The organism is Brevibacterium casei CIP 102111 (assembly GCF_900169275.1).
In the GTDB taxonomy this organism is placed as follows: Bacteria; Actinomycetota; Actinomycetes; order Actinomycetales; family Brevibacteriaceae; genus Brevibacterium; species Brevibacterium casei.
In genome coordinates, this window is sequence record NZ_FXZC01000009.1 from 67,771 (window position 1) to 84,572 (window position 16,802).

Consider the following 16,802-nt stretch of genomic DNA (forward strand, 5'->3'; position numbering starts at 1 on the left):
CGATGGCGAACGACACCGATCCCGCACCGACGACCCGCACCGAGGAGCGCGAGCCCGTGGAGACCAGCCCGGACGAGAGCGGCCCCGACCAGCCCAGCCCCGACCAGCCCGCAGCCGACACCACCGACGACGCGACCTTCTACAGCAAAGGTCCGCTGCGCCTGCGCGGCTCCCAGGTGCCGACGACGACGACCGATCAGCGCCTCCTCGAGTCCCGGGGACCCTCGAACTGGGTCCATGAGGACCCGTGGCGGGTGATGCGCATCCAGGCGGAGTTCGTTGAGGGCTTCGGGTCGCTCGCCGAGGTGGGCCCGGCGGTCTCGATCTTCGGCTCGGCCCGCCTCGGCGCCGGAACCCAGGCGTACGAGGATGCGCGGGAGATCGCCCGGCGGCTCGCGGAGAACGGGAATGCGATCATCACCGGCGGGGGACCGGGGATCATGGAGGCAGGCAACCTCGGCGCCACGGAGGCCGGGGGCGTGTCGATCGGACTCGGCATCGAGCTGCCCTTCGAATCGGGGCTCAACGACCACGTCGAACTCGGGGTGAACTTCCGGTACTTCTTCGTCCGCAAGACGATGTTCCTCAAGTACTCCCGCGGATTCGTCGTCATGCCAGGTGGCTTCGGCACCCTCGACGAGCTCTTCGAGGCGTTCACGATGGTCCAGACCGGCAAGGTCACGTCCTTTCCCATCGTCCTCTTCGGCACGAGCTACTGGCGGGGGCTCGTCGACTGGATGGCGAGCACCCTGATCGGAGAGGGCACGATCTCCCCGAAGGACCTCGACCTCTTCACGCTCACCGATGACATCGACGAGGTCGTGGCCACGATCGGTCCGCCCGGGACGATCCCCGACGCCCCCGTCGACGGCACCGGCCCCGAGCAGTGAAGGACGGCGCCGAGTCCCGCCCGACGCGGTTCGCGCTCACCGACGCCCGCGCCGGGGCCCCGGTGATCATGGCTGTGGTCAACCGGTCGACCGATTCGTTCTACGAGTCCGCCGCGACCCTCGAGGCGGCGCTGAGGGCCGTCGACGCCGCCGCCGAGGCGGGTGCCCGGATCGTCGACATCGGCGGGGTCCGTGCGGGGCGGGGTCGGGAGATCTCCGTTGCCGAGGAGATCGAACGCGTCGTCCCCGTCGTCGAGGCTGTGATCCGGCGCCGTCCTGACCTCCTCATCAGCGTCGACACGTGGCGCCATGAGGTCGCCGAGGCGGTCTGCGCCGCCGGTGCCGGCCTGCTCAACGACACGTGGGCCGGTGCGGATCCGCTCGTCGCCGAGGTCGCGGCCCGCTTCGACGTCGGCCTCGTCTGCTCGCACACCGGGGGTCTGTCCCCGCGCACCGACGCCCACCGCAGCCGCTACGGCCTCACCGCCGCCGACGTCGTCGACGAGACCCTGAGCGGTGTGGTGGCCCTGGCCACGGCTGCCGAGGCCGCCGGAGTCGACCCGACCCGGATCGTCATCGACCCGACGCCGGACTTCGGCAAGAACTCCTACCATTCGCTGCGGCTGCTGCGCGACCTCGGCCGTTTCGCCGAGACCGGTTACCCCGTGCTGCTCGCGATCTCCCGGAAGGACTTCGTCGGGGAGGCGATCGGCGAGGTCGGACCCGCCGACCGGCTCCACGGAACGATCGCCGCGACCGCGCTGGCCGTGGAGAGGGGAGCGGCGATCATCCGCGCCCACGACGTCACCGCGACCGCCGACGCCCTGGCCGTCACGCTCGCCGTCACCGGGGAGGGTCCGGCCAGGCATACGGTCCGCGGCCTCCGCTGAGACCTCAGGCCGATATGCGAAGATGGCCTCATGCCATTGTGGATTGTCATCGGGGTCGCCGCTGCGATCTTCGTCCTCGTCATCGTCCTCGCCGCGTCCTTCGATCTCTTCTCCGCCGAGGCCGCCGAGGAGTCCGATGCCGTCGCCGCCCCACTGCCCGAGGGTTTCACCCTCGCAGACGTCGACGAGCTGCGGTTCCGTCCGGCGCTGCGCGGCTACCGGATGGACGAGGTCGATGAGGCGATCGGTCGGCTGCGGACGCGGATCAGCGAATTGGAAGCCGCGCAGAACTAGGCGATGAGCACCTCCCCAGACCTCCCCGGCATCACCATCCTCCCCGAGCTCTTCAACTCCTCCCGCCTCCACCGGGCAGGCGTCGTCTTCCTCACCCTTCCGCTCTGGGTGCAGGCGCTGAGCGTCTACATCGCCTCGCGGATCGTGAGCATCGCGATCTTCGCCGCGGTCCTCCGTCGCCAGGATCCCGCATACTGGTCCTCGAGCCCGGTCGAGACGACCCTCGGCGACTTCCTCAACTTCTGGGATTCCGCGTGGTATGCGCGCGTCGCGACCGAAGGCTACCCGGCGGTGCTGCCGGTCGATGAGGCCGGGCGGGTCGCAGAGAACACGTGGGCGTTCTATCCGCTCCACCCGGCGATCGTCAGTGCGATCGCCGACCTCACCGGCCTGAGCTACGAGGTGATCTCTCCGCTCGTGTCCACGGTCGCCGCGGGCCTCGCCGCGATCGTCGTCCTCGCGCTCTTCCGGAAGTTCGTCCCACCCGGGCAGGCGCTCACGGCGCTCACCTTCGTCATGGTCTTCCCGCCGGCCGCGGTGTTCTCCACCGGGTACGCGGAGTCGCTCACCCTTCTCCTCCAGGCCCTCGCGCTCCTCCTCGTCGTCGAGCGCCGCTACCTCATGGCCCTTCCCGTCGTCGTCCTCATGGACCTCTCGCGCCCGATCGGCGTCGCCTTCTCCTTCTTCCTCCTCTTCCACCTCATCGACCGCTTCCTCCGCCGTCGGACCGAACCGTATCCGCCCTCCGAGGTCATCCGATCGTGGACCCTCGGTGTGCTCTCGTGCGCCGCCGCGCTCATCCACCCCGTCCACGCGTGGATCGTCACCGGGTCGATGACGGCCTACACCGACACCGAGGCGGCCTGGCACACCGGGACGTCGACCTACCTCGTCCAGTGGCTGGCCCAGGCCAACAGCCTCGTCGGTCCCTTCGGGCCGCTCCTCCTCATCGGCGTCGTCGCCGGCATGGTCGCCCTCATCCTCTCCCCGGCAGGGGCGCGGATGGGCAGGACACTGCAGCTCTTCTGCCTCGCGTACGGGATCTACCTGCTCATCTTCTTCACCCCGCAGACCTCGACGCTGCGCCTGCTCCTGCCGCTCTTCCCGCTCGCACTCACCCTCTCAGCCGTCCGTTCGCGCGGCTACCGGGTCGCGGTGATCGTCGCGTTCATCCTCCTCCAGATCGTCTGGGTCGGATACCTCTGGCACTTCACCCCGCCCTCGGATCTGCCGCCGTGATCGGGTCGTTTCGCGGCGATGTCCCCGCTGAGGACAGGATCGTGGAATAATCGGATCAATACGGTTGGTCCGTTCCGCACGGATCGGCTCTGTTCAATCGATGGAAGGAAGCGCCCACATGGCAGCTCAGAAACCCCGCACCGGCGACGGACCTCTGGAAGTGACCAAAGAAGGCCGAGGCATGGTGATGCGGCTTCCTGTCGAGGGCGGCGGGCGACTGGTGATCGAACTCAGCGCCGATGAGGCGACGGCTCTCCACGACACGTTGGCGGAGACGCTGGGCATCTGAGTACGAGTGGACCGCGCAGCGGCAGAGACGTTCGTCTCTGCCGCTTCGTCATTCACAGAATCGCTTCGTCATCTGCGGGGCGGTTTCGTCATCCGCGAGGCTATTTCGTCATCCGCGGGGCCGCTTCGACATCCGCGGGGTCGGCGGCGCGACCCGTGTCATCACTGCCAGGTCTTCTGCAGCGTGAGCAGACCCTCTCCGATGGGCAGGAGGACGCGGTCGAGCCGTTCCTGGTCGCCGAGTCGGCTGAGCAGGGTGCGCGCCGCGGTCGTCCGTGGGGAGCGATCGACGGGATCGGCGACGGCGCCGGAGAGCAGCGTCTGGTGGAGGACGAGGAGTCCGTGGGCGTCGAGGAGGCGCAGCGCGGGTTCGATCATCCGCTCGAGCCCGACCGGGTCGATGTCGAGGAAGACGAGGTCGTAGGCGCTCGGGGCGAGGCGGCCGAGGACGTCCTCGGCGCGTCCGCTCATCAGGCGCAGGCGGCCGGGGCGGATGCCCGCGAGGTCGATGAGGTCACGGGCCGCGCCCTGAGCAGTGGAGTTCGTGTCGATCGAGGTGAGGATGCCGGCGTTGGGCATGCCCCGCAGCAGGGAGAGCGTCGCCGTTCCCGTGCCGGTGCCGACCTCGACCGCGGCGACGGGGCGCAGCAGACGCGCCATGAGCGTGAGCGCCGACGAGGTCGTCTGTGAGACAGGCGTGAGCCCGTACTCGTGGGAGAGGGTGCGAGCTGCGTCGAGGAGCGCATCCGGTCCGTTGTACTGCTCGGAGAACGTGACATCACCGGCATGCTCGCGTGACAATCGACCCTCCTCAACCGCTGCTGTTCCGTATCTCAGTCTAACTGCTCGCCCGGGTCGCGCCCGTGTGCCGACCACAGCGCGTCGAGCTCCTCGAAAGTGATGAACGCCGAGGTGAGCGCCTTGTCATGACGATGAGCGGTGCCCTCGTCCTCCCACTTCTCCCGGGCGCGCCCGAGCAGCGGGTCGGGCAGCCGCCCAGCAGCGTTGATCACCCGCCACCATGTGACGTTCGACCCGTACTCCTTCATCACCCGTCCGACATACCGCGGCGAGCCGCGCGCGACGAGGCCGACGGTGCCGTAGCTGACCACGCGACCGGAGGGGACGAACTCGACGATGCGCAGCACCCGCTCGACGACGACGTCGTCCATTCACCCTCCCTTCATGTGAGTCCACCTGGGAGGAGCCTACTGCGGGGAGGTTAGAATGGAGATCATGTTCATGGGCATCAATGGGACCGAGATGGTCATCCTTGTGATCGTCGCACTCGTGGTGATCGGGCCCAAGCGCCTCCCCGAATACGCGCAGAAGCTGCGGGACACCGTCCGCCAGCTCCGCCGCATGGCCGAAGGCGCGAAGGACAACGTCAAGCGGGACTTCGGCGACGACTTCAAGGACGTCGACTGGCAGAAGCTCGACCCCCGCCAGTACGATCCCCGCCGCATCGTCCGCGAGGCCCTCGTCGAGGAGGACTCGGCGATTCGCGAGGCCAAGCGCCGCGAGCAGGGAGGCAGCGGCGCCGCACCGGCGGCGGCTGCAGGTACGGCAGCAGCCGCATCGACGGCAGAGGACACGTCGGCGTCTGCGGCAGCGCCCCCGTCGCCGATCGAACGGTTCCAGGCCCAGTACGCCAAGCGCGACCGCTCGGCCCCGGCCCCCTTCGACGCCGACGCCACCTGAAATTCGCGTCACATTCTGCACGGCTCCGCCAGAGCCGACGCCACCTGAGCCTCGCGCCACGACCTCACCGGACCCGCCGACGCCGACGCGACCTCACCGGACCAACCAACTCCACCTGATTCACGCCGCGCGTGCAACCGGTGCCGGTCAGTTCCTGCGCACCTCGGGATGTTCGGGGTTCGAGCATAGCTTCGTCGCATATCCGCGGCAGAAGTACTCCGCACCCTTCTCGAGCCGCTGGTCGCCGAAGAGCTCGCTCACCGTCACCGGGTAGAAGCCGCGGTCGAGGACGGTGCTGAAGACGTCCGGGGCGGCATCGACGGTCGAGGGGTGGATCGAGTGCATGAGGACGACCGACCCCGGCTTCGTCTGCGCCCTCACTGCGTCGACGACCTTCCCCGCGTTCTTGCTGCGCCAGTCCTCGGTGTCGACGTCCCACATGATCGCCGGATGACCGAGCGCCTTCGCCGTCGCCTTCGTCAGCGCCCCGTAGGGCGGACGGACGAGGTTCGGCTTTCCGCCGCCGGCGGCTTCGATGTCCGCGTCGGTGTCCTCGACCTGCCTGCGCACAGTCTCGGGGGACTTCTTCGACATCTGCGGGTGGTCGAAGGAGTGGTTGCCGACCTCGTGTCCGGCCTCGGCCATCCTCCGGACGACGTCGGGACTGTGCCGGACGTTCTTGCCGAGGAGGAAGTACGTGAGGCGGACCTTCGCAGACTTCGCGGCCGCGAGCAGGCGATCCTCGACGTCGGGTTCGCCCGGTCCGTCGTCATAGGTCAGCGCCACGCACGGGAGCAGCGCACAGGAGAAGTCGGGGTCGCGGTCATCGGTGCCCTGCGGCAGGGACAGGGGAGTGTGGAGGGCGTCGGCGACCTGGAGTCCGAGATCGGTGAGTTCGTCGCCGCGCACCGATTCTCCGTCGAGCAGGAGCGCTCCCGAGTCATCGACGGAGATCGCGGAGTCCTCGATGTCGCCGGTGAAGAGCTCGGCGGCGTCGACGGTCGTGTCGGCGGAGAGGTCGGTGAGATAGACCCGGGTCGATCCCGCGTTCGGGCTCGCCGTGGGTCCCGCAGCGTCGGACCGGGTGACGGCGCTGAGGAGGAAGATCCCGCCCGCGGCGAGGACGCGATTGCTGATGTCGACGTCCGCGCCGGTGTCGGTGTCCTTCGGTGTCGATCCCGCCGAGGCGGTCGTCGCTGTCGTGAATGCCGAGGGGTCCCAGCGCAGCGAGGGGTCGGTGAGCACGGGGCTGAAGGCCTTGCGCCCGGCGAAGGCACCCGCGGCGTCGAAGCTGTCGAGGACGGCTCGCTCGGTCGCCTCGTTGAGTGAGTCCGCGCCGGGGATGCCGAAGAGATGCGCGTGGAGCTTCGGAGTCGAGGTCTCGTCGACGACGGCGTAGCTGCGCAGGCTCGCATCGACGGCGGCGAGATTGTCTCGGGCGTTCTTCCGGTGCGACTCCACGGTCGCCGAATCCGAGGCCTCATCGTCGCCGCGGGTCGTGCCGGTGACGACGCATCCGGAGACGAGGGCGAGTGCGGTCGACGCTGCGGTGAGCGCCGTCAGTCTGGACAGCAGTCGGGGAGTGCGCGTCAAATGGAGGTCCTTGCGGGGAGAGAGTGCAGATGGTCGGCGGGAATCCGCACATCCAGTCTAGGGGGCGCACGGCCGGGCGCTGCGCCGAACAATCCTGCGTTCTCGGACCGTTGCCACGGCTCTGACCTGGAACGACGTCTGCCTTGTAGTGAGAGTCCGCCCGTCGTCGCGGGTCGCAGATCACACGAGTGTTGCCCGATCGTTGCAGAGATGGGAGACGACCGTGACAGTCGGGGCTTCGGCTGCCGCTCTCCGGTGGGAGGCCTTCGTTCAGACGGGGCTGAGTCCCAGGGAGCGACCGGAGAGACCGCGGGTGCGCTGCGCGAGCCGGGTGGCGAGCGTCGTGAACGCCTGCGCCGCCGGGGACTCGGGGTCGGTGAGCACAACGGGGGTCCCGGCGTCCGAGCCCTCCCGCACCGCGGTGTCGAGGGGGATCTGGGTGAGCAGTTCCACCTCGGTGCCGGTGGTCGTCGCAAGGTTCCCCGCGACCGTGGCACCGCCGCCGCTGCCGAAGACCTCCATCCGGGTGCCGTCGGGCATCTCCATCCACGACATGTTCTCCACGACACCGGCGATCGGCTGCTTCGTCTGCGTGGCGATGGCACCGGCCCGCTCGGCGACCTGAGCCGAGGCCTGCTGGGGGGTGGTGACGACGAGGAGCTCGGAGTTCGGCAGCAGTTGCGCGACGGAGATTGCGATGTCGCCGGTGCCGGGCGGCAGGTCGAGGAGGAGGACGTCGAGGTCACCCCAGAAGACGTCGGTGAGGAACTGCTGCAGGGCGCGATGGAGCATCGGGCCCCGCCACACGACGGCCTGGTTGCCGGGGACGAACATGCCGATGCTCATCACCTTCACCCCGTGGGCGACCTGCGGGATGATCATCTCGTCGACGCGGGTCGGCTGACCGGAGAGGCCGAACATCGTGGGGATGGAGAACCCGTAGATGTCGGCGTCGACGAGACCGACGCGCAGGCCCTGCTTCGCAAGTGCCGCGGCGAGGTTCGCTGTCACCGAGGACTTCCCGACCCCGCCCTTGCCCGAGGCGATCGCATAGACCTTCGTCAGCGAATCGGGCTTGGCGAAGGGCACCTCGCGGCTGCCGCCGGGACCCTGGAGCTTCTCACGCATCGCCGTGCGCTGCTCGGGCGACATCGTGCCGAGCCTGACGACCACCTCGGTGACGCCGTCGACCTTGGCAAGCGCCGCCTCGGTGTCTCGGGTGATGGTGTCCTTGAGCGGGCAGCCGGCGATCGTGAGCAGCACGGTGACGGTGACCCTGCCGCCGTCGATGGTGACATCCTCGACCATGTCGAGCTCGACGATGCTGCGCCGGATCTCGGGATCGATGACCGTCGCCAGCGCCTGCCGCACGGCTTCGTCGGTCGGGCTCGTTCGTCTCATCCCTGTCCCTTCCTGTCGCGAGACTTCGACCCTACCTGCTCGTCCTTCCCGCTCTCTGAGCGTTCGTCCTCGAGCTCCTTGAGCAGATCCTTGAGCTCGGAGCGGATGAAGTCGCGGGTCGCGACCTCGCGCATCGCGATGCGCAGGGCGGCGACCTCACGGGCGAGGTACTCGGTGTCGGCGAGGTTGCGTTCGGCCCGCTGCCGGTCGTGTTCGAACTCGACGCGGTCGCGGTCGGCGCTGCGGTTCTCGGCGAGGAGGATGAGCGGGGCCGCGTACGAGGCCTGCAGGGAGAGGATGAGCGTGAGCAGGGTGAAGTTGAGCGACCGCGGGTCGAACTGGACGGACTCGGGCAGCAGCGTGTTCCACATCAGCCAGACGGCGCAGAAGACCGTCATGCCGACGAGGAACGCCGGGGTGCCCATGAACCGTGCGAACGCCTCGGCGCCGCGTCCGAACGTCTCCGGGGAGATCGCGAACCGGGGCAGCTTGCGTTTGGACGAGCGGGGGACGTCGAAGTCGTCGGTCGGCATGGTTACCCCCTCCTGTGGTCATCGCGGCCGGTCGTGCGCCAGTCCTCGGGCAGCAGCTCGTCGAGGACGTCGTCGACGGTGACGACGCCGATGAGTCGGTCGTTGTCGTCGGTGATCGGCACCGACACCAGATTGTACGCCGCGAGCAGCTTCGTCACCTCGGCCAGCGATGTGTCCGGGGGCATCGCGTCGACTTCGGTGTCGAGCATGATACCGACCGCCTCGTGCGGGGGATGGCGCAGCATCTCCTGGATGTGGACGATGCCCAGGAACTTCCCCGTCGGCGTCTCGATGGGCTGGCGGCAGACGAAGACAGCGGCGGCGAGCGCGGCCGGCAGATCCTCCCGACGGACGTGGGCGAGCGCCTCGGCGACGGTCGTCTCCGGGGTGAGGATGACCGGTTCGGTCGTCATCAGACCACCTGCGGTGTGCTCGTCGTAGGAGAGCAGCGTGCGGACGTCCTCGGCGTCGTCGGGCTCCATGAGGGTGAGGAACCGTTCGGCCTGCTCATCGGTGAGCTCGCCGAGGAGGTCGGCCGCGTCGTCGGGCTCCATCTCCTCGAGCACGGTGACCGCGCGCTCGGTGTCGAGAGCGGAGAGGAGCTCGACCTGCGTCTCATCCGGCAGCTCCTCGATGACGTCGGCGAGGCGTTCGTCGTCGAGGGCCCGGGCGACCTGGAGGCGGCGTTCGGGGGTCATCTCGAAGAGGACGTCGGCGAGGTCGGCGGGCTTCGTGTCCTGGTAGGCCGCGATGAGCTGGGTGGCCTCCTGGTCTTGGGCGGAGTCGGCGGGGTGGTCGGCATCGGACCACGAGATCTGCATCGTCTCGCCGCGGCGGCGGAAGGCGGAGAAGGCCGTGCGCTCCTGGACGCGACGGACGAAGAGACGGGTGACCTCCCAGTCGCGGTTGACCTGCTGCTCGATGCCGACGTCCTCGATCTGGACGGGGGAGTCGTCCTCGCGCAGGCGCAGACGACGGTCGAGGAGGTCGTTGACGACGAGCGTCTCCGAGCGGCGCTGTTCGAACCGGCGCATGTTCACCAGTCCCGTGGTGATGACCTGCCCGGCGTCGATCGAGGTGACCCGGCCCATGGGGACGAAGACGCGGCGGCGTCCGGGGACCTCGACGACGAGGCCGATGACGCGCGGGAACTGGCGCATCGTCGTGCGGTAGACGACGACGACGTCGCGGACACGACCCACCTGATCCCCGAGCGGGTCGAAGACCGGAGCGGAGATGAGGCGGGCGACGAAGACGCGTTTCGAGGAGCCACTCATGGACCCAAGCCTACTTCGTGACCCGGCACCGCTCAGCGTCGTCCGCATCACGTTCTCTGCGCCAAGTCCTCTTGTCGCTCGCTCGACCCTGGACGAGGTCTGCACGAAGCACGTCCCACGTCCGCGCTCCAGCACCCCGGGGCCTCGCGGCAATCCGACGGTCACACAACTCTGCGGGCGCGCAGCAACCCTGCGGGCGCACAGCGCGTGTCCCTGAGGAGGATCCGAGTCGATTCTGGGCCCGATGTCGAACTCGATCCTCCTCGCCGAGGCGGCCCGGGTGAAGGACCGACGACTGCACCGGCGGTTTGGAGGCGGCAGCGTTGCGGTCGGGTGTCAACCGTTCCGGAGGCGCGGCTCGTGTCCCTGAGGAGGATCCGGGTCGATTCTGGGCCCGATGTCGAACTCGATCCTCCTCGGCGAGGCGGCCCGGGTGAAGGTCCGACGACTGCACCGGCGGTTTGGAAGCGGCAGCGGGCGGTCGCCGAGGAGGTCGGCCGACGGTCGGTCGGACAGGCAGTGCGCCCCTGGGCCGATGCCCGCCGGCCGAGCGGCCCCGGCGGGGCTGCTATGGGAGGTCCGCGAACGCCGCCGTGAAGTCCGGGGCGATGTCGACGAGAGTCGGCGGCTGCTCCCACGCCGGGGCGAGCGGGGAGGCACTCGTGAGAGCGTCGAGGACGGCGAGGGTGACGGCGTCGGCGGCGGCCGCGGTGATCTCGACGACCGCGGGCAGCGCCTCGGCGGGGTCCTCAGGCAGCGCCCGGGCACCGGTGGCGACGGCGAAGACGGTGTCCCCGTCGATGAGGGTGTGGGAGGGACGCACCGCACGAGCGATGCCGGGGTGGCCGCCGGCCGCAAGCGCTGTGACCTGGGCGCGGTCGAGTCGGGCGTCCGTGGCGATGATCGCCAACGTCGTGTTCTGCGCCGAGAGGGGCGCCTCGAGATCGGGGACGGGCAGGCTCGGCAGCGGCGGCAGATCCCAGCCGACGGCCTCGAGCAGGGGACCGGCCCACAGGGTCCCCGCTTCGGTGCCGATCGTCCCGAAGGGATTCGCGACGACGAGGGCGGAGACCGTGTACCCGGCAGACAGCCGGATGCTCACCGAACCGAGCGAGCTGCGCAGGGTCTGAACGCCGGCGCGGGCACCGATGCCGACACCGACGCTGCCCCTGACCGGGGTCGTCGGCGCCTCCTCGGTGAGGGCAGCGAGCGCAGCCTGGGCCGCGGCAGCGCCCTCGGCAGCCGTCGGCGGGGCGACCGGGCCGGCCCCGCGGCCGAGGTCGAAGATCGCTGCGGCGGGGACGAGCGGAATGACGGTGCCCGGCAGGCGTGGTGCGGGGAAGCCGCGCCCCGCCTCGGCGAGGGCATCGGAGACCCCCGCGACGGAGCGCAGACCGATCGCCGACCCTCCCGTGAGCACGAGGGCATCGGCCGCGGACCCGTGCGCGGTGGGGGAGAGGACGTCGGTCTCATGGGTGGCCGGGCCCCCGCCCCGGACGTCGACGCCGACGGTCGAGCCCGCGGGCGGGAGGACGACGCTGACCCCGGTGAGCCGGTCGCGGGTGAGCGTCCCGGCGTGTCCGAGGGCGAGCCCCGGCACGTCGAGGATGCCGCGCCCGCGGGTCGGGGTCATCGTCCTTGGACCCAGGCTTCCACCTCGGCGCGGGTGCGCGGGAAGTCGGCGGAGAGGTTTTCGACTCCGTCGGCGGTGACGAGGACGTCGTCCTCGATGCGCACGCCGATGCCGCGGAACTCCTCGGGCACGAGGAGGTCGTCGGCCTTGAAGTAGAGACCGGGTTCGATCGTAAAGACCATGCCCGGTTCGATGACGGCGTCGAGGTACATCTCCGCACGGGCCTGCGCACAGTCGTGGACGTCGAGGCCGAGGTGGTGGCTGGTGCCGTGGACCATCCACCGGCGGTGCTGCTGGCCCTCGGGCGAGAGCGACTCTTCGGCGGACACGGGCAGGAGGCCGAACTCCTCGAGGCGGTGGGCGATGACCTTCATCGCGGCCTCGTGGACCTCGCGGAAGCGTACGGGGCGGTCGACGTGCTCGGCGGCGACGGCGAAGGCGGCGTCGGAGGCCTCGAGCACGGCGTCGTAGATCTTCGCCTGCACCTCGGTGAAGGTGCCGGACACCGGCAGGGTGCGGGTGATGTCGGCGGTGTAGAGGGAGTCGGCTTCGGCACCGGCGTCGACGAGGACGAGGTCGCCCTCGGAGACGACTCCGTCGTTGCGGATCCAGTGCAGGGTGCACGCATGGTTGCCCGAGGCGGCGATCGTGTCGTAGCCGATGCCGTTGCCGTCGCTGCGGGCGGCGGTCTCGAACGCGGTCTCGATGACCCGCTCACCGCGGCGGTGGGCGACGGCGGCCGGCAGGGAGGCGACGACGTTGTCGAAGCCGGCGCGGGTGATCGCGACGGCCTCGCGCATCTGGTCGATCTCGTGGTCATCCTTGATCAGGCGCAGCTCCGAGAGCATCTGCGCGAGCTCCGCATCCCCGGCCTCGGAGGTCTCGAGGTCGGCCTGGACCTGGGTGCGGGCGGTGTCGATGACGGAGTCGATGCGAGTGTCGGCCGAGCGCAGGAGGCGCACGGAGATGGCACCGAGGTCCTTCGTGATCGCATCGTTGACGGTCGCCGAGGATTCGGTGGCGATCCCGGTCATCGTCCGCATCGCCTCGAGGTCGGCGCGCGGTCCCACCCAGTACTCGCCGTAGCGGGCGTCGGAGAAGAACTCCTCGGTGTCGGCACCGGCGCGGGGGCGGAAGTAGAGGGTGACGCTGTGCTCGTCGCCCTCGGGTTCGAAGACGAGGACGGCATCGGGCTCGGAGTCGGTCTCGAGCCCGGTGAGGTGGATGAACGCGGAGTGGGCACGGAACCGGTAGTCGGTGTCGTTCGAGCGGACCTTGAGCGAACCGGCGGGGATGACGAGGCGCTCACCGGGGAACGCGGCGGAGACCTTTGCGCGGCGCTCAGGCGTGAATCCGGCGGCGGCGAGGGCGTCGGCGTCGAGCGGGGTGCGGTCCCAGCCGGAGGCGACGAAATCCCGGAAGGCGCGGGAGTTCGGACGGTGCGAGCGGTTGTTGACGCGGTCGGTCAGAGGCTGGTCGGTATCAGTGCTGGTGGCGCTGTGCTCAGTCATGTCTCCATTCTAGGCACGGGGGCGGCTCCGGCCTTCAGGCGCGGAGCAGCACCGGCTCGGGAAGTCGATAGACTGGGGCTCATGGTCATCGATCTCCATGCGCACACGGCGTTCTCGGACGGGACACAGAGCCCGTCCGAACTCGTTTCCGAAGCCTCGATGGAAGGCATCGACGTCGTCGGCATCACCGATCATGACACCACCGCCGGATGGGCCCCCGCCGACGAGGCCGCCCGCGTGTACGGACTCGGCCTCGTCCGCGGGATGGAGATCTCCTGCCGCCACGAAGGAGTGAGCGTCCACCTGCTCTCCTACCTCCACGACCCCTACGACACGGGCCTGGCCAGCGTCGTCGAGGAGACGCGCCGTTCGCGCCTCGACCGCACCCACCTCATCATCGACCGCCTCGCCGAGGACTATCCGATCGACATGGACGCCGTGCTCTCCGTCGCCGGTGAGGATGCGACGATCGGGCGCCCCCACATCGCCGACGCACTCGTCGCCGCCGGCATCGTCGAGACCCGGTCGGAGGCGTTCGCCTCGATCCTCTCCAGCCACGGGAAGTACCACGTCACCCTGCCGACGATCGACCCGATCACCGCGATCCGCCTCATCGCCGAGGCGGGAGGGGTCTCCGTCTTCGCCCACCCCAGGGCGGCGATGCGCGGACTCGTCGTCTCCGATGCCGCGATGCGCGAGTTCATCGCCGCCGGTCTCGACGGCCTCGAAGTCGACCACCGGGACAACCCGCCGAACGAACGCGAGGTCATGCGGCGTCTCGCCCACGACAACGACCTCATCGTCACCGGCTCCTCGGACTATCACGGCACCGGAAAGCCCAACCGCCTCGGCGAGCATTCGACGTCCGATCACATGCTCGCGAAACTCCTCGACCGGGCCGCCGCCCGCCCCGGAGGAGTCGAGTTCATCCAAGGGTGAGAGGGGCGGGTCGCGCGCGGCCTCGTTCACGCCGGAGCGCGCTTTGCGGCACGGCCAGCCTCCGCGGCCGCTCACTCAAGCCGGAGCGCGCTTTGCAGACGTTCCTCGCGTCGATATGTGCTGTCCGGCTTGAGCGAGCGCGGCAGACGCGGCTCGAGCGAGCGTCGTATGCACAGGCGCAACGCCCCGCCGCGAGCGGATCGCAGCGGGGCGTTGTCCGCGGGCACGAGTGATCGGTCGCCCTTCGTCGAGGCGGGGCGCTAGCCCCTTACGGCGCAGTGGCCTACGGCGCAGGTGCCCTACGGCGCGGCGGTCCACACGGCGCTGGGGTCCTACAGCGCGGGTGCCGTTACTCGGCGTTCGTGTCCGAGGCCTCGGACCTGCTGGCTCGGCCGACCGGCTTGCCGCCGCGGGTGCGGCGACGCTCCCGGTTGCGGCGCGGCTTGCGCGGAGCCTCCGAATCCCCGTCGCCGCCTCGGCGTGAGTCGGACGAGCCGCCCCGACGGCCTTCGGACGAGCCGCCGCGACGCGAATCGGACGAGCCGGAACCGCCGCCTCGGCGACCACCGGACGATCCACGACCCCGTGAGCGCTTCTCCTCGCCGGTGTTGTCCGTGCTCTCCCCGTGCTTGTGGGGGAGACGGCCCTTCGTCCCCTTGGGGATGCCGAGGTCGGTGAAGAAGTGCGGCGAGGTCGAGTACGTCTCCGCGGGTTCGTCGTGGTCGAGGCCGAGGGCCTTGTTGATCAGGCGCCAGCGGGGCATGTCGTCCCAGTCGACGAGGGTGACGGCGACGCCGGAGTTGCCGGCCCGACCGGTGCGGCCGATCCGGTGGACGTAGGTCTTCTCGTCCTCCGGCGACTGGAAGTTGACGACATGGGTGACGTCGTCGATGTCGATGCCGCGGGCGGCGACGTCGGTGGCGACGAGGACGTCGACGGTGCCGTCGCGGAAGGACTTGAGCGCCTTCTCCCTCTGCGCCTGACCGAGGTCGCCGTGCAGCGCGCGGACGGCGAACCCGCGGTCGGACAGCTCCGCGGCGAGCTTGTCGGCGGTGCGCTTCGTGCGGGTGAAGATGATGGTCCGGCCCCGGCCCTCGGCCTGGAGGAGGCGGGCGACGAGTTCGCTCTTGTCCATCGCGTGCGCGCGGTAGACGTACTGCGTCGTGTTCTTGCCGGTGAGCGAGAGGTCTTCGTTGTCATGCGCCCGGATGTGGGTGGGCCGGTTCATATACCGGCGAGCGAGCGTGATGACGGCCCCGGGCATCGTCGCGGAGAAGAGCATCGTCTGCCGGTTCGCGGGCACGGCGGCGATGATGCGTTCGACGTCGGGGAGGAAGCCGAGGTCGAGCATCTCGTCGGCCTCATCGAGGACGACGGTGCGGACCTTGTTGAGCCTGAGCACCTTGCGGCCGTAGAGGTCGAGGAGGCGCCCCGGGGTGCCGACGACGACGTCGACGCCGGCCTTGAGCGCGTTGATCTGGGGCTCGAACTCCTTGCCGCCGTAGATCGTGACGACGTCGATGCTGCGCTGGCTCGACGCGGTGACGAGGTCCTGGGCGACCTGCTTGGCGAGCTCGCGGGTGGGGACGACGACGAGCGCCTGCGGCAGCCGCGTGTCTCCCTCGGCGGTCTCACCGCCGGGCTCGTCCTTGCCCGTGACCCGCTGGAGCAGGGGGATGCCGAAGCCGAGGGTCTTGCCCGTGCCGGTCTTCGCCTGCCCGATGATGTCGGCGCCGGAGAGCGCGACGGGCAGGGTCATCGCCTGGATGGGGAAGGGATGGGTGATGCCGGCAGCGGCGAGTGATGCCACGATCGGTCCGGAGACCCCCAACTCAGCGAAATCGGCGTCTGTCTCCGCCATGTCTCAAACTCCTTTTGGCGCCTTCGCGCTCGTCATGGTGGCGAACCGGTACTCTTGACCTATGCCCGATTCTGCCCCACTGGCCAGTACTGATGCTGCAACGCTCGCGCTGGTCGCGTACGGTGAGCTCACCGCCTTCGAGAGAATGGCGACGAACGCGTCCACGGCCTCCGAACTCGATGACACGGTGACTCTGTCCCGGTTGGCATCGCATTCATTCTCGCACTTCGAAGAGCTCTCGGCGCGCATCAGTGACTCGGGCCAGGATGTGATCGAGCTCTGTCGGCTCTTCGAGCCGACGTTCTCGGTGCTCGCTGAGAGGACTCGTCCCCGTGACTGGTACGAGAGCCTCATGAAGGGCTTCGTCTTCGACGGGATCATGAACGACTTCTATCGCATGGCGGCCGACAAGCTCGATGAGCCCGGGCACAGCCTGGCAATTGCTGTTCTCGATGATACACGTGCCGCTGACTACGTCCGCAATCGGCTGACCGCCGACGTCGCCGAGGACACCCAGCTCGCCTCGCGGCTCGCCCTCTGGGGTCGCAAACTCGTCGCCGAGACCCTCGGCCGTGCCCGCCAGATGCTCACCGACCCGGTCCTCGGCATCGACGAGGCCGTCATCGTCGAGGCGATCCCCGCCGTCACCGCGAACCATTCGCGCCGGATGTCGGCCCTCGGCCTCGTTGCGTAGGGGTTCGACAGGCTCCGGCGCGGCGGTTGGTCTGCCGGTGCGGGGAACCCCTCGCCGA

The 16,802-nt window shown here is 69.5% G+C and carries 17 protein-coding genes; 8 read left to right on the plus strand and 9 right to left on the minus strand.

All coding sequences use genetic code 11. The features are described 5' to 3' along the window. The first annotated feature begins 2 nt into the window (after window positions 1-2). From BC102111_RS16270 to BC102111_RS16290, 5 genes are all read left to right on the plus strand, one after another. Window positions 3-890 (plus strand): LOG family protein, encoded by an 888-nt coding sequence (locus BC102111_RS16270; RefSeq protein WP_063250943.1) that lies wholly within the window; start codon window positions 3-5, stop codon window positions 888-890. Then, the gene (gene folP / locus BC102111_RS16275) at window positions 887-1,780 is read left to right on the plus strand and encodes a dihydropteroate synthase (protein WP_009375191.1); all 894 of its coding nucleotides are present in this window, start codon (window positions 887-889) and stop codon (window positions 1,778-1,780) included. The genes BC102111_RS16270 and folP overlap by 4 nt, the downstream gene beginning before the upstream one ends. A gap of 30 nt (window positions 1,781-1,810) precedes the next feature. After that, a complete protein-coding gene (locus BC102111_RS16280; protein WP_051995470.1) occupies window positions 1,811-2,074 on the plus strand; it encodes a DivIVA domain-containing protein in 264 nt (87 codons plus the stop codon). 3 nt (window positions 2,075-2,077) lie between these two features. After that, complete coding sequence (locus BC102111_RS16285) at window positions 2,078-3,313, plus strand: putative hexosyltransferase (protein ID WP_009375195.1); 1,236 nt, start codon at window positions 2,078-2,080, stop codon at window positions 3,311-3,313. A gap of 118 nt (window positions 3,314-3,431) precedes the next feature. Continuing rightward, window positions 3,432-3,602, plus strand: coding sequence for a DUF3117 domain-containing protein (locus BC102111_RS16290; protein ID WP_009375197.1), 171 nt, complete (start codon window positions 3,432-3,434; stop codon window positions 3,600-3,602). 161 nt (window positions 3,603-3,763) lie between these two features. Here BC102111_RS16290 and BC102111_RS16295 read toward each other — a convergent pair whose 3' ends face one another. Both BC102111_RS16295 and BC102111_RS16300 read right to left on the minus strand, forming a co-directional pair. Continuing rightward, window positions 3,764-4,402, minus strand: coding sequence for an O-methyltransferase (locus tag BC102111_RS16295; RefSeq protein WP_009375199.1), 639 nt, complete (start codon window positions 4,400-4,402; stop codon window positions 3,764-3,766). 32 nt (window positions 4,403-4,434) lie between these two features. Beyond that, window positions 4,435-4,773 carry an MGMT family protein gene (locus tag BC102111_RS16300; protein ID WP_101624855.1) on the minus strand — a complete coding sequence of 113 codons (339 nt, stop codon included), beginning with the start codon at window positions 4,771-4,773 and terminating at the stop codon, window positions 4,435-4,437. Between the two features lie 55 nt (window positions 4,774-4,828). Between BC102111_RS16300 and BC102111_RS16305 the strand changes: the two genes are divergently transcribed. Further along, the gene (locus BC102111_RS16305; protein WP_063250942.1) at window positions 4,829-5,302 is read left to right on the plus strand and encodes a twin-arginine translocase TatA/TatE family subunit; all 474 of its coding nucleotides are present in this window, start codon (window positions 4,829-4,831) and stop codon (window positions 5,300-5,302) included. Window positions 5,303-5,449: 147 nt separating this feature from the next. On the opposite strand, the gene BC102111_RS16310 is transcribed toward BC102111_RS16305, so the two are convergent. From BC102111_RS16310 to BC102111_RS16335, 6 genes are all read right to left on the minus strand, one after another. Beyond that, window positions 5,450-6,895, minus strand: coding sequence for a polysaccharide deacetylase family protein (locus tag BC102111_RS16310; RefSeq protein ID WP_063250941.1), 1,446 nt, complete (start codon window positions 6,893-6,895; stop codon window positions 5,450-5,452). Window positions 6,896-7,165: 270 nt separating this feature from the next. Beyond that, window positions 7,166-8,296, minus strand: coding sequence for an Mrp/NBP35 family ATP-binding protein (locus tag BC102111_RS16315; protein WP_009375206.1), 1,131 nt, complete (start codon window positions 8,294-8,296; stop codon window positions 7,166-7,168). Further along, a complete protein-coding gene (locus BC102111_RS16320; RefSeq protein WP_009375208.1) occupies window positions 8,293-8,829 on the minus strand; it encodes a DUF1003 domain-containing protein in 537 nt (178 codons plus the stop codon). Before BC102111_RS16320 ends, BC102111_RS16315 begins: the two co-directional genes overlap by 4 nt. A 2-nt stretch (window positions 8,830-8,831) precedes the next feature. Continuing rightward, window positions 8,832-10,106, minus strand: a complete 1,275-nt coding sequence (locus BC102111_RS16325) for a magnesium transporter MgtE N-terminal domain-containing protein (protein ID WP_009375210.1) — start codon at window positions 10,104-10,106, stop codon at window positions 8,832-8,834. Between the two features lie 568 nt (window positions 10,107-10,674). Next, window positions 10,675-11,739 carry a P1 family peptidase gene (locus tag BC102111_RS16330; protein ID WP_095375815.1) on the minus strand — a complete coding sequence of 355 codons (1,065 nt, stop codon included), beginning with the start codon at window positions 11,737-11,739 and terminating at the stop codon, window positions 10,675-10,677. Further along, window positions 11,736-13,250: an aminopeptidase P family protein gene (locus BC102111_RS16335; RefSeq protein ID WP_095375816.1), complete on the minus strand. Its 1,515-nt coding sequence runs from the start codon at window positions 13,248-13,250 to the stop codon at window positions 11,736-11,738. The genes BC102111_RS16330 and BC102111_RS16335 overlap by 4 nt, the downstream gene beginning before the upstream one ends. Window positions 13,251-13,331: 81 nt before the next feature. Here BC102111_RS16335 and BC102111_RS16340 point away from each other — a divergent pair, with 81 nt between their 5' ends. Next, on the plus strand, window positions 13,332-14,189 hold the full coding sequence (locus BC102111_RS16340; RefSeq protein ID WP_101624856.1) for a PHP domain-containing protein: 858 nt from the start codon (window positions 13,332-13,334) through the stop codon (window positions 14,187-14,189). A 349-nt stretch (window positions 14,190-14,538) separates the two neighbouring features. On the opposite strand, the gene BC102111_RS16345 is transcribed toward BC102111_RS16340, so the two are convergent. Beyond that, a complete protein-coding gene (locus BC102111_RS16345; RefSeq protein ID WP_095375817.1) occupies window positions 14,539-16,050 on the minus strand; it encodes a DEAD/DEAH box helicase in 1,512 nt (503 codons plus the stop codon). A gap of 61 nt (window positions 16,051-16,111) precedes the next feature. Between BC102111_RS16345 and BC102111_RS16350 the strand changes: the two genes are divergently transcribed. Beyond that, window positions 16,112-16,744 (plus strand): ferritin-like fold-containing protein, encoded by a 633-nt coding sequence (locus BC102111_RS16350; protein WP_095375818.1) that lies wholly within the window; start codon window positions 16,112-16,114, stop codon window positions 16,742-16,744. Window positions 16,745-16,802 lie beyond the last annotated feature (58 nt).

Bases quoted from the DNA above. Each gene is read 5' to 3' on its own strand.
- BC102111_RS16270 (WP_063250943.1), top strand. From the start codon at position 3: ATGGCGAACGACACCGATCCCGCACCGACGACCCGCACCGAGGAGCGC.
- BC102111_RS16280 (WP_051995470.1), top strand. From the start codon at position 1,811: ATGCCATTGTGGATTGTCATCGGGGTCGCCGCTGCGATCTTCGTCCTC.
- BC102111_RS16285 (WP_009375195.1), top strand. From the start codon at position 2,078: ATGAGCACCTCCCCAGACCTCCCCGGCATCACCATCCTCCCCGAGCTC.
- BC102111_RS16290 (WP_009375197.1), top strand. From the start codon at position 3,432: ATGGCAGCTCAGAAACCCCGCACCGGCGACGGACCTCTGGAAGTGACC.
- BC102111_RS16300 (WP_101624855.1), bottom strand. From the start codon at position 4,773: ATGGACGACGTCGTCGTCGAGCGGGTGCTGCGCATCGTCGAGTTCGTC.
- BC102111_RS16305 (WP_063250942.1), top strand. From the start codon at position 4,829: ATGGAGATCATGTTCATGGGCATCAATGGGACCGAGATGGTCATCCTT.
- BC102111_RS16315 (WP_009375206.1), bottom strand. From the start codon at position 8,296: ATGAGACGAACGAGCCCGACCGACGAAGCCGTGCGGCAGGCGCTGGCG.
- BC102111_RS16320 (WP_009375208.1), bottom strand. From the start codon at position 8,829: ATGCCGACCGACGACTTCGACGTCCCCCGCTCGTCCAAACGCAAGCTG.
- BC102111_RS16325 (WP_009375210.1), bottom strand. From the start codon at position 10,106: ATGAGTGGCTCCTCGAAACGCGTCTTCGTCGCCCGCCTCATCTCCGCT.
- BC102111_RS16330 (WP_095375815.1), bottom strand. From the start codon at position 11,739: ATGACCCCGACCCGCGGGCGCGGCATCCTCGACGTGCCGGGGCTCGCC.
- BC102111_RS16335 (WP_095375816.1), bottom strand. From the start codon at position 13,250: ATGACTGAGCACAGCGCCACCAGCACTGATACCGACCAGCCTCTGACC.
- BC102111_RS16340 (WP_101624856.1), top strand. From the start codon at position 13,332: ATGGTCATCGATCTCCATGCGCACACGGCGTTCTCGGACGGGACACAG.
- BC102111_RS16345 (WP_095375817.1), bottom strand. From the start codon at position 16,050: ATGGCGGAGACAGACGCCGATTTCGCTGAGTTGGGGGTCTCCGGACCG.
- BC102111_RS16350 (WP_095375818.1), top strand. From the start codon at position 16,112: ATGCCCGATTCTGCCCCACTGGCCAGTACTGATGCTGCAACGCTCGCG.